Source organism: Pseudomonas graminis (assembly GCF_004364335.1).
In the GTDB taxonomy this organism is placed as follows: Bacteria; Pseudomonadota; Gammaproteobacteria; order Pseudomonadales; family Pseudomonadaceae; genus Aquipseudomonas; species Aquipseudomonas graminis_D.
In genome coordinates this window covers 1-12121 of sequence record NZ_SOCR01000001.1, presented here as the reverse complement: position 1 = coordinate 12121, position 12121 = coordinate 1, and the positions used below count along the sequence as shown (strand labels likewise).

At 60.4% G+C, this 12121-nt stretch carries 9 protein-coding genes; 6 read left to right on the top strand and 3 right to left on the bottom strand.

Annotation, left to right across the window (positions count from 1 at the left end):
* Positions 1 to 15 precede the first annotated feature (15 nt).
* Positions 16 to 2418, top strand: coding sequence for a TonB-dependent receptor (locus tag EC919_RS00045; RefSeq protein WP_133770028.1), 2403 nt, complete (start codon positions 16 to 18; stop codon positions 2416 to 2418).
* A 250-nt stretch (positions 2419 to 2668) separates the two neighbouring features.
* On the opposite strand, the gene EC919_RS00040 is transcribed toward EC919_RS00045, so the two are convergent.
* Positions 2669 to 3838 carry a mandelate racemase/muconate lactonizing enzyme family protein gene (locus tag EC919_RS00040; protein WP_133770026.1) on the bottom strand — a complete coding sequence of 390 codons (1170 nt, stop codon included), beginning with the start codon at positions 3836 to 3838 and terminating at the stop codon, positions 2669 to 2671.
* Positions 3839 to 3950: 112 nt separating this feature from the next.
* On the opposite strand from EC919_RS00040, the gene EC919_RS00035 reads away from it, so the two are divergent.
* Positions 3951 to 4859, top strand: coding sequence for a LysR family transcriptional regulator (locus EC919_RS00035; RefSeq protein ID WP_133770024.1), 909 nt, complete (start codon positions 3951 to 3953; stop codon positions 4857 to 4859).
* 243 nt (positions 4860 to 5102) lie between these two features.
* On the opposite strand, the gene EC919_RS00030 is transcribed toward EC919_RS00035, so the two are convergent.
* Together EC919_RS00030 and EC919_RS00025 are read right to left on the bottom strand one after the other, a co-directional pair.
* Positions 5103 to 5477 carry a hypothetical protein gene (locus tag EC919_RS00030; protein WP_133770022.1) on the bottom strand — a complete coding sequence of 125 codons (375 nt, stop codon included), beginning with the start codon at positions 5475 to 5477 and terminating at the stop codon, positions 5103 to 5105.
* Positions 5478 to 5517: 40 nt separating this feature from the next.
* On the bottom strand, positions 5518 to 6432 hold the full coding sequence (locus tag EC919_RS00025; RefSeq protein WP_065990323.1) for a LysR family transcriptional regulator: 915 nt from the start codon (positions 6430 to 6432) through the stop codon (positions 5518 to 5520).
* 485 nt (positions 6433 to 6917) lie between these two features.
* Here EC919_RS00025 and EC919_RS00020 point away from each other — a divergent pair, with 485 nt between their 5' ends.
* From EC919_RS00020 to EC919_RS00005, 4 genes are all read left to right on the top strand, one after another.
* Positions 6918 to 7940 (top strand): zinc-dependent alcohol dehydrogenase family protein, encoded by a 1023-nt coding sequence (locus tag EC919_RS00020; RefSeq protein WP_133770020.1) that lies wholly within the window; start codon positions 6918 to 6920, stop codon positions 7938 to 7940.
* Positions 7941 to 8461: 521 nt separating this feature from the next.
* The gene (locus EC919_RS00015) at positions 8462 to 9964 is read left to right on the top strand and encodes a hypothetical protein (protein WP_133770018.1); all 1503 of its coding nucleotides are present in this window, start codon (positions 8462 to 8464) and stop codon (positions 9962 to 9964) included.
* A gap of 102 nt (positions 9965 to 10066) precedes the next feature.
* Positions 10067 to 11464, top strand: coding sequence for a PLP-dependent aminotransferase family protein (locus EC919_RS00010; RefSeq protein WP_133770015.1), 1398 nt, complete (start codon positions 10067 to 10069; stop codon positions 11462 to 11464).
* Between the two features lie 73 nt (positions 11465 to 11537).
* Positions 11538 to 12121: transposase (locus tag EC919_RS00005; RefSeq protein ID WP_208294934.1), on the top strand; the 584-nt coding region annotated here is incomplete at its 3' end.

Below are 12121 nucleotides of genomic sequence, written 5' to 3'. Positions count from 1 at the left end.
CGAGAGCTTCCCTTTATGTCTGCAGTTTCTCCCCACCGTTTGCGCCCGCTGTTGCATTTCAGTTTGTTGCTGACCCTGAATTCCAGTCCTCTGTTCATCTCGACCAGCTGGGCCGACACCGCGAACAGGCGCGCCTACGAAGTGCCCGCAGGCACGCTGAGTGCCGCGCTGACCCGGTTTGCCGGGCAGGCCGGCGTCAACCTGTCGGTAGACCCTGCGCTGGTGAACGGACGCAACAGCGCCGGTTTGTCGGGCGACTTTGCGGTCGAAGAAGGCTTTGCGCGACTGTTGCAGGGCACCGGTCTGCAACTGGTCTCCGTCGGCGATCAGGCGTACACGCTGATGCCTGCCGTGCAAAGCACGAGCATGCAGCTGGCGCCGACGTCGATTGTCGGCGACGGCGGCTCCACAGACGGTCAGGACTACGCAGGCGGTCAGGTGGCGCGCAAAGGATCGCAAGGCATGCTTGGCTCGCGGGATTTCATGGAAACGCCGTTCAGCATGACCACCTACACCCAGGAGGCGGTGAAAAACCAGCAGGCCCGCACGTTGGGCGACCTGATTGCCAGTGATCCGTCGGTGCGCTCCACCAACCCGGCGGGCGGACGTTACGAGCAGTTCACCATTCGTGGTTTCAGCCTGTTCAACAGTGACGTTTCCTACAACGGTCTTTACGGCATCCTGCCCACTTACACGATCGACATGGAAATGGCCGAGCGGGTCGACATCCTTAAAGGCCCGAGCCAGATGATCAACGGCATCTCGCCGCGTGGCAGTGTCGGCGGCGGCATCAACGTGGTGCCGAAACGGGCAACCGACAAGCCAGTCACCGAATTCACCACGAGCTATGCCTCCAAAGGGCAGGTCGGTGGCGCCGTGGATGTGGCTCGCCGGTTCGGTGAAGACGACAAGTTCGGTATCCGCTTCAACGGCGTGAAGCAGTCTGGCGATACCGAGTGGGATCACCAGAGCGTCGACCGCGAGATGGCTGTGCTGGGGCTGGACTTCCGCGGCGAGCGTTTGCGCCTCTCGACCGATGTCGGCCACACCGAACGTGACACCGACGCACCCCAGGAGCGCGTGCAGGTCGGTGCCAACGCCAAAGTGCCCAACGCCAACGATGTGCGAGACAACTATGCGCAGGCCTGGAGTAAGGCGCGCACCCGGGACACCTTCGGGGCGGTGAATGCCGAGTACGACGTCAATGATTCGGTCATGCTCTATGGCGGCGTCGGTGCGCGCAAAAGCAACCATGAGTTCCTGCGCCATGCGGTGTCGGTGACCAATAATGCGGGCGATTTCAGCGTCCAGCCCCGCGACTTTACCCGTGACGAAAATGTCCGGACGGCCAACGCCGGGGTGCGCAACTGGTTCCACACCGGTCCGGTCAGCCACGAGGTCAATCTGGCTGCCAGCTATTTCTACATGGACTTCGAGAACGGCGGCGCGCGCTATGCGTCCTCGCCCAGCAATCTGTACGACCCGGTCGAGACGCCGACACCCGTCAACCCGACTCGATCCGACGCCAGGGTCTACACCGAAAACCGTTTTAGCGGCGTGGCCCTGACCGACACACTGGGTTTCTTCGATGACCGCCTGCTGCTGACACTCGGTGCCCGCTGGCAGCGGGTCAAGGTTGACGACTGGACTGACAACGTCAAGGGCGACACCGCCTACGACGAGGAGAAGGTCTCGCCTTCAGGCGGCATTCTGTACAAGGTCACTGATGACTTTTCGGTGTACGCCAACTACATGGAAGGCTTGAGCCAGGGCAAAATCGCGCCGTCGACCTCGATTAACGAAGACGAGATATTCCCGCCGTTCGTCAGTCGTCAGGTCGAAGTCGGTGCCAAGTATGACCTGGGATCTTATGCGTTCACCGCCAGTGTGTTCCGTATCAAGCAGCCGGCTTACGAGACCAACGCCACGTCACGGGTCTTCGGCCCCAATGGCAAGCGTCGGAATGACGGTGTCGAACTGACCCTGTTCGGCGAACCCCGCAAGGGCTTCCGCCTGCTGGGCGGGGTGATGTACATCGACAGCGAACTCACCAACACCGTCAACGGTCAGTTCGATGGCAACCGGGCACCTGCCACGCCCGAATACAATGCCAACCTGAGTGCCGAGTGGGACGTGCCGCAGGTCAAGGGCCTGACCCTGACCGGGCGGGCCATCTACACCAGTTCGCAGTATCTGGACCAGGCCAACAGCAAAAGCATCGATGCTTCAGAGCGTTTCGATCTAGGTGCGCGTTATGCCTTCAAGGTCGACCAGAAGGACATCACGCTGCGCGCCAACATCGAAAACGTCATGGACAAGCGTTACTGGGCCTCCGCCGGCGCCTCGGATGACAGCGAGCCCGGTCTGACACTGGCGACCCCCAGGACCTACCTGCTGTCGGCAACCATTGGTTTTTGAGTGCAGTTGACTGCCCCGCCTACCGGGATAGGCGGTGCTGTTAGTGGGACCGGCTTTAGCCGGGAAGAGGCCGGCATGAACACCCTCACATGTGCAGCGTGGCGCCTGACGTCTTCCCGGCTAATGCCGGTCCTGCATCCGAGTTCAGCATTCACACACTGGAGAGCAAGCGTGACCCACTCTCATCCCGCCCGGTGCGCAGAGGTCTCGCGAGTGCATCCCGACAGCCGACTACCGACGCCATCGCCAGTCAGTCTTCACCCAACTCGCGCATCACGGCGTACAAGGCGGACTTCGCTTCAAAGCCAACCCCAGGAATATCCGGCAACCCGACATAGCTGTTTTCCACCTTGATCCCGTCAGCGAAACCGCCGAAGGGCTGGAAGACGTCCGGGTAGGATTCGTTGCCGCCCAGGTGTAGGCCGGCGGCGATGTTCAAGGACATCTGGTGACCACCGTGTGGCACCACGCGACGTGACGACCAACCCATGTCTTCCATTACTTTCAGGGTGCGCATGTATTCCACCAGTCCGTAGGACAACGCGCAGTCGAACTGCAGAAAGTCGCGATCAGCGCGCATGCCGCCATGGCGCAGCAGGTTGCGGGCGTCCTGATGGGAGAACAGGTTTTCACCGGTGGCCATGGGCAATTCGTAATGATTGGCGAGCTCGGCCTGGAGCGCGTAATCCAGCGGATCACCGACTTCTTCGTACCAGAAGAGGTGGTACGGCTTGATGGCTTCGGCGTAAGCAATACCGGTTTCCAGATCAAAACGGCCGTTGGCATCGACCGCCAGCCGACGGCCGTCCCCGACCACCTCCAGCACCGCTTCGATACGGCGGATGTCTTCGTCCAGTGGCACCGCGCCAATCTTCATTTTGACCACGTCATAACCGCGATCCAGATAGCTCTGCATCTCCGCCTTGAGCTTGGTCTGGTCGTTTCCGGGGTAGTAATACCCGCCTGCGGCATAGACCCAGACTTTGTCATCAGCCACGCCGCTGCGGTAACGGTCAGCCAGCAGGCGATAGAGCGGTTTGCCTTCAATCTTGGCGACCGCGTCCCACACCGCCATGTCGATAGTGCCCACCGCGACCGAGCGCTCACCGTGGCCGCCTGGCTTTTCGTTGGTCATCAGGGCGTTCCAGATGGCGAACGGGTCCAGGTTATTGTTTTCGTGATCAATGAGGGTGTCGGGGTTCGCTTCGGTGATGCGCGCCAGAAAGCGATCCCGCATCAGCGCGCCCTGGCCATAGCGACCGTTGGAATTGAAGCCGTAGCCGATCACGGGTTTACCGTCGCGCATCACATCGGTGATGACCGCCACGACCGAGCAGGTCATCTTGGAAAAATCGATATAGGCGTTGGCGATGGGCGAGGCGATGGAGACGGTTTTTTCACGGATGTCGACGATGCGCATGGCGGGTTACTCTTGTTGTACGTGCTGTTGTTCGTGTCCCCACGTTAGGCTTTGCGACGTTACGCGCCCAATGCTATTAATGCCGCACCCTATGCACAGGAGGCATGGCCCCTTGGAACTCGTCTGGCTCGAAGACCTTTCAGCGCTGGCGGAGTACGGCAGCTTTGTCCGTGCAGCCGAAGCACGGCACGTGACCCAACCGGCCTTCAGCCGCCGCGTTCGCTCGCTGGAGAACTGGATGGGCGTGGAGTTGTTCGTGCGCACACCACAGGGCGCAACGCTGACCGAAGCCGGCCGGCAGATTTTGCCCAGTGCTCAGGAGGCGGCCCGGCACCTGTACCGGATGCGCAACGAGGCCCAGGAAGTGGCCGGGATGGCAGCGCGGTCACTCAAGTTCGCGGCGACTCATTCGCTGTCGTTCACCTTCTTTCCCAAGTGGCTGCGAAGCTCGGAAAACGGCGCGCTCATCGAGGCCGTGCAACTGCACTCCGACAGCATGGCCGTGTGCGAGCAGATGCTGATCCATGGCCAGGTGCAGTTTCTGCTCTGCCATCGCCACCCCGACGTGCCGCCGCTGCTGGCCCCTGATCAGTTCATCAGCAAGAAGGTCGGTGAGGACGTGCTGGTGCCCCTGGCGAGCACGTCAACCCGTTTCGGCACCGCGCCGGCGGCACTGCCGTATCTGGCGTACACCCATGAATCCGGGCTGGGACGTATCGTCGCCCACAGACTGCGGGGCAAAGAAGATTACCTTCACCTCAAACCGCTCTTCAGCAGCCACCTTGCCGCCGTGCTGATGTCCATGGCGCTGGAGAGCAAAGGCGTGGCGTGGCTGCCCAAAAGCCTCACCGAGCAGGAAGTGCTGGAAGGGCGTTTGGTCAGAGCGCTGGATGAAAGCTGGGACATTCCGCTGGAGATTCACCTGACCCGGCCGAAGGCGCAGTTGAGTCAGGCGGCGGAGGGGTTTTGGGGGGAGGCTGTCGGCGGTGCCAGGCGGGCGTTGGGGGGACAGGCTGGTTGATGCGATCCGCTGTCAAACCCTTATTCAGGACTCGAAAATGTTAATCAGAGCGGGGCGGTTCGCGTAAACGATAATTGGATGGGGCAAAAGGCCTGATGCTCACTGGATCCCGGTGGGGGCTTTGTGCATTGCTTTATGGTGAAGTGCTGAAGTTGCGACGCCCTGATGCGTGTGATCGCGCGGTGCCGCTATTCAAAACGCGATGCTGCAAATCAACCAGTGTGAAGATGAGATTCGATTTTATTACCTCGGCAACGAGTAGTGCTTAATCCGGCAAGGATAAGCATTACCGTCGCCTTTACAGGTGCCGTCCAGGTACCGGTAATCAAAGCGCACCACTTGCCCTTTTTTTGGCCAGCTTCGGCGTGGAAGCACCGCCTGATAGTCCGACGTTTCCGGCGTAAACATGAAAGTCGCGCCCCGCTCCGGGCAGACGACATTGGCCGTTTTTGCGCTCACTTCCAGGATCTCGGCCTGCAACTGTGGAAAGGGTTTTGTCACGACATCAGTAATACGCAACTCCATCCTGCAGATCTGCCACGACGATGCCAGGACGGGTTGGCAGAACAGTGAAAGCATCACAGTGAACAGCGTGTAGCAGGGAGTTGGATGTTTCATTGCTGGCGTTGCTCTTCAATAAATGTCCACGGGCCATCCGTTACAAGCTATCCGGATCCCCAAAAAACATCTGTATCCGCGACCTTAACCATCTCTCCCCCGGATCATTGTCCTGTGACCCGCGCCAGGCCATGTGCAGCTCAAACGTACGCGATTCGATCGGCAATTCTTCCGAGCGCACACCTCCGGCAGCCGTCAGCACGGCGGCAGCGTAGTCCGGCACTGTCGCCACAATGTCGGTTCCGGCAATCAGCGTGGCCAACCCGTTGAACTGCGGAACCGCCAGCACGACGTGACGTTTGCGGCCGATTTTTTCCAGGTGCTCGTCGATGAAACCGCCCAGGTCGCCGGCGAAGGACACCAGTGCGTGGGGGCGGGCGCAGAAGTCGTCCAGGGTGATTGGCCCTGGCATGGTGTCGGCGCGCAGCAGTTTGGGTTTGCTGCGGCGCAGCACTTTGCGCTTGGCGTTGGCGGGGAGGTCGTCGGTGTAGCTGACGCCGATGGAGATTTCGCCGGAAGACAGCAGCGCCGGCATCAGGATGTAGTTGGTGCGGCGTACCACCAGCACGATGCCTGGCGCCTCCGAGCGCAGACGCTTGAGCAGTGACGGCAGCAGGGCGAATTCGACTTCATCGGACAGGCCGATGCGGAACACCGCCGTGCTGGTGGCCGGGTCGAAGTCGGCGGCGCGGCTGACGGCGGTGGAAATGGAGTCCAGGGCAGGGGACAGCAGACCAAAGATCTCGATGGCCCGCGCGGTGGGTTCCATGCTGCGCCCGGTGCGCACGAACAGCGGATCGTCGAACAGCCCGCGCAACCGCGACAACGCTGCACTGATCGCCGGCTGACCGAGGAACAGCTTCTCGGCAGCGCGGGTGACGCTGCGTTCGTGCATCAGTGTTTCGAAAACGATGAGCAGGTTGAGGTCGACGCGACGCAGGTCGTTGCGATTCATGACGGGGGTCTCGGGGACGTTGGTCGATACATTTTCAAAACAGCAGCGGCGGCCCAGACGCGCGCCACGTGTTCAACTCAGGCAGGGATATTACGGGTAAATACCGGTTGTCTGCATCGTTGAATTTTCCTGCGTGTCTGTAAATGCGCTTCCCGCCACCACCGCTGAGGCCCGCCGACGCGCGTCGATGAAACCTTGACGGTTATATACACACCAATTTCTACGTACTGGCCCTTTGTAATCCGGGCCGATGCAGCCAGCGTGGGACGCGGGATTCATCGATATGTGGCCTCCGGGTTGCAATGTCGCGGTGAGCACCCAACAATGTGCGCCCAGCTGGCCCGGGACGGCCGCTACAGATTTGGCGAGCGCCTGCATCATCAGAATCGACAGCAGGCATGTTGACTATTAATAGCCACTGATAGTGTTACCGGCGGCGTCCGGATAGAGTTCATGGCATCAAGGTTCATAAGGCGAGGTTCGAAATGTCCCGCACGATCCGTTTTCATCAGTTCGGTCCGGCCGAGGTGCTCAAAGTAGAAGAGCTGCCGGTCGCGTTGCCTGCACCCGGTGAGGTGCAAGTGCGCGTCCAGGCGATCGGCGTCACCTGGTACGACGTGCTGTGGCGACAAAATCTGGCTTCATCCCAGGCTCGCCTGCCGGCCGGCCTGGGTTCGGAAATGGCGGGCGTCATTACCGCCATCGGCGATGGCGTGACCGAGCTGAAAGTGGGGGACAAGGTTGCCAGCTTTCCTTCGGCTGACGTCAATGTGTACCCGGTCTACGGCGAGCTGATTCTGCTGCCCCAGACTTCCGTGACCCGCTATCCGGACGTGCTCACGCCCAATGAGGCGGCCGTTCATTACACGCCGATGCTGGTGGCGTACTTTGCTTTCGTTGAATTGGCGCGGGCAAAACCCGGGCAAACGGCGCTGGTCACCGACGCCAGCCATTGCGCGGGCCCTGCGTTCCTGCAACTGGGCAAGGCGCTCGGCGTCAAGGTGATCGCGGCGACCAAGACCGACGCGTGCCGCGAATACCTGCTGAAAATGGGTGCGGACAAGGTGATCGTCACCGAGGAAGAGGATTTGCTTCTGACGATCAACCGCTACACCGACAACCGTGGCGTGGACATTGTCCTCGACGGTTTGGGTGGCCCGCAGATGTCGATTCTGGGTGATGTGCTGGCACCCCGTGGCAGTCTGATTCTCTATGGCCTGCAAGGCGGCAACCAGACGCCGTTTCCGGCGTGTGCAGCGTTTCAGAAGAACATTCAGTTCTTTGTGCACTGTGTGGGCAACTTCACCGGCAAGCCGGAGCTGGGCATCAAGCAGGACGAAGAGGCGATCAAGCGTGCCTTGCGCGACATCAACCAGATGACGGCGGATGGCATGCTGTTACCGCAGATCACCAAGGTGTTCCCGTTCGATCAGTTGGTCGAGGCGCACCGTTTGATGGACGGTTGCCCGGTGGGCGGTCGCGTGGTGGTTGAGGTTGATCCATCCTGAGGGCAGACCATCGCGCTCATTGAATGCTCGACGCTTTTGACCTGGCGTCGGGATTGAGGTGTCGGAGACCGGGTTAAAGGTATCCGCCCTGTCAGTCATCGGTCACGTTGTATTCTCTGAAGCCTTCCGGAATGTTCTGGAAGGCTTTTTTGTTTATGGGGTGTTTAATGGAGTGATCCACGCGCCACGTGCGTGGCGTTGATAAAACTTTTCGAATCGATGGGCTGTTCGTTTTAATAAACCCTTATTTAAACATCCTTGTTTAATTCCGGTTCGGAATTGTCGAAATGAGAACATTAACGTGTCGGTGATGGCTGGCTTGTAATTGTTCAGGGTGCGTCGATAATAGTTTCAATAATTAAATGCTCAAGGAACGAGTCGATGCTTGTTGACCTGCCGCCCTTTGCTTTGCCTGATGATCGATCCGCCGCGCCCACTCCTGTTGGGCCTGCCTCATGCCAAGTTATCAAGGTCGACATGGCGAGCAGTGTCGCCAGGCTGATCAGTCGGGTGTTGAAGCCATGAGTTCAATGCACGAACAAGCCATGAACTACGTCTATCAGCAAGTGCTGCAACGCCTCTCGGGTTATATGAATCGCAACGAACGAACCGCGCTTCAGTTATTGATACAGCGTCTGATCGTCGCTGCGGGCGGGATAGACAGGATCGGCGGCTATAAAGTGCTGGTGGCCTTCAGCGGCGGCAAGGACAGCGCCTATACCGTGGCCATGTTGCGTGCCGCGCAACTGAGCATTGCTGCACGGGGGCCGGCCACGTTCAGGCTGCGGGTGGCCAATATGCGCCATGCGGGCATTACCTCGGCGGTGATGGGCAACATCGACCGCTGTTATTCGGCGTTGTTTCTGCACGACGACCCGAGGGTCGAGCTGCTGGTGATCGATCATCAGTACGTGCAGGTCTTCGAGCCCGACTTGCCTTTTTCGACGGCGGGTCGGGAACAGAACCGCTCCGACCTGCTGCTGGGCGGGCACCTGACCGCGGGCGATGCGCGGACCACCTTCTGCAACAGCTGTTATCTGGGCATGGCGGATTTCATGGTGCGCGCCGCCAGCTGGGGTGACGGCGTCAATGCGGTGATCAGCGGCGACTCGCTCAAGGAGCAGAAGCAATATGCGACGTGGATCATGCGTCTGGCGCGCCATGGCGGGCAGAAAATCGAGCCTTGGCACACCTTGGGTTTCAGCGGCGCATTGAGCGTCATCGACCGTGTCGGGCGCGCTTACTACGAGGAGCTGTACGGCGAGTCGGCCGACGCGTTGGGCTATGGCCGGCCACCCGTCTACCTGAACCGAACCATCGCCCCGACCTTGCTGACCGCGGCGGACCTCATTGGCTTTCGCACCGAGGAACACTGGGGGCTGCTCACTGACTTTCTGGGCTTCCGGTTCGATGACCTGGCGTTTAACTTCAGTGAGTCCGACTGCGCCAACCCGCTGCTGATGGCCCACCTGCGCGGACTAAAGGCCGAATTCATCGAAGGGCGGGCGTACAGCGAAGGCATCGCCGAGTACCTGGAGCTGGCGGCGGCCATGATGCGCCGCAAACGCATGCCTGCCCGATTGATCGCCCAGGCGCTGGCCGCCTACGACAGCCCCGAAAAAATCGACGATCGCCGTCAGCTTGCCGAAGGCTACGGTCAGGAGGCGTTTGGCCTGGGCGAGACCCAATGGGTGTGCCTGTTGTTTTCCCCCTTTGTAGACGCCGGCGCCCGGCTTGAGGATTTCCTGCGTCGCTATCACCCCGGCATGCTGGTGGGGCTCAGCGATCTGCACAAGACCCTCGCCGGGCAGCTCGTTCCGGACCTCGTGCCGCACTGGCTGGTGGAAGTCAGCGGCCTGAGCCTGAAGGGGCTGCAATCGCTGTACGCCAAGCGCCACGTGGACTTTAACGACGACCGCTCGATCATCGCCCGGGTACGCGCCAGCGACCCCGACAAACACCGGGTGGCGACGGTCGACCCGCACACCGGCGCCCTGACCACGGAACTGATTTCGGGGCGCTGAAGGCTGCACGGTGAAATGACGCTACGGGATGCGCCGAGCCTCGGGCGGTCGACGGGGCTCTTTCTCAATAACCCTGCGCCTTGCGCATGGAAGGGGTGTTCGATGAATAACAACAAGACCGACTTCGCTTACCAGATGGTTTACCGCTACCTGCTCAGGCTGACCAACGAACTGTCCGCCGGGCCGGCTGTGCGCTTGCCCTCGTTGCGGCTGCTGGCGCGACGGCTGCGGGTGTCGATTTCCACGGTGCAGAACGCCTACAGCCTGCTCGAAAAAGAAGGGCGCATCTGCGCCGTACCCAAATCCGGCTATTTCGCGCTGCCCAACCCCTGCAACGACTTGCCGCTGGAAGGCGATGACGTGTTCACGCGTTTTCATGCCAGCGCCCGGCGCCCGGACATGTTCGTCTTTGGCGCCGATGAACCGACGCTGTTGCTGTCGCTTCACGGCGCGTTATTGAGCGTTGAGCGCGACCTCATGCGTCATTATCCTTGCCAGCCCGACCCGCGTTTTCAGCCCTTCGGCGATGTCGAGCTGCGCACGGCCCTGGCCGGCCACTACACCTCGTCCACCGAGCACTGCTGGCACCCGGACAACGTGTTCATCGGCCCGGACAAGACCGGCGTGCTGAAAGCCGTGATCGAAGCGTTGCAACTGCGCGACGGCGCCCTGCTGGTGGAGTCGCCGTGCGGCTGGAGCATCCTGCGCACGCTGCAGACGTACGGGATTCGGGTGATCGAAGTCTGCACCGACGCACAAGGAGGGATCGATGTCGATGAGCTGGGTGCGGTGATCCAGCGGGAAGACGTGAAGATGGCTATTGTGTCGTCGCAGATGGACCCGGTTCGTGGGCAGATAATGCCATCCGCCCAGCGTGCGCAGATGGCGGAGGTGCTGAACCTGCACGGGTTGTGGGTGCTGGAGAACGATACCCATGGCGCGTTGTGTTTTGAGGACGACCGTTCGCCGTTCCGGGATTTGATTGATCCGGACCGGTTGTTGGTGCTGGGGGCGTTCGACAAGATGATCGGGCTGGAGGCGCCCTTCGGGTATCTGTTGAGTCGGCATTCACGGGCGCTGTTGCATCAGCAGTGGGTGTTGCGCTCGTTTCGGTTGCCGCCGGTCCGGCAGAAGGCGATCGCGCGGTTGTACGCGTCGGGGCAGCTGGATCGGCATATGGGGGAGTTGCGTGGTTGTCTTGAGCAGCGAGTCGGTGAGTTGGCGAGCGGGGTTGAGGCGTATCTGGGGGATGAGGTGACGTTTGCGCGTCCTCGGGGTGGGGCGTCGATCTGGCTGGAGAGTGTGCATCGGGTGGATATGGCGCGGGTGTTCAATCGGTTGCTGGAACAGCGGATCGTGGTGGCGCCAGGGGAGTTGTTCAGTGTGCGGGGGTTGCATCAGCAGTGTTTGCGGATCAGCGGGACGGTGGATTGGGATCAGGATATTGAGTCGATGCTGGTGGTTATTCGCAATGCGCTGGTGCAAGAACGGCTTGTTTAGCTGCGTGGCTTATGCATATCAGGGGGTGTCAGAAATTTTGTGTTTGGGCATAACATGAGTAGGAGGTGCATGTATGCCAACCAAAAAGAAACCTGCGTTGCGTGAGCTACCGAAAATCCCTAAGGAGCTGCTTGAGCAGTTCGGCGGCGGATTGATGACCGCTGAAGCCATCGAGGACGCCTCTGCGGCGTTCAAAAAGGCGTTGATCGAGCGAGCCCTGAGTGCCGAACTCGGCCATCACCTGGGCTATCCGTCGGGCGCGCAGCGCCCAAAGGATGAAACTAACCAGCGTAATGGCAAAAGCGGCAAGACGGTTCTGACCGGGGATGGCCCGATCCGGCTGGATATTCCTCGCGACCGAGACGGTAGCTTTTCGCCCATTTTGATCCCCAAGCACGAGCGCCGTTACACCGGTTTTGACGACAAAATCATCGCCATGTACGCCCGAGGAATGACGGTCAGGGAAATCCGCGCGTTTCTCTCCGAGCAGTACGGTACGGACGTTTCGCCTGACTTCATCAGCTCTGTCACCGACGAGGTCATGGCTGAGATCGGTGCGTGGCAACAGCGGCCTCTGGAGCCGATGTATCCGGTTATTTTCTTCGATGCCCTGCGTGTCAAAATTCGCGAAGAAGGACTGGTGCGCAACAAGGCGAT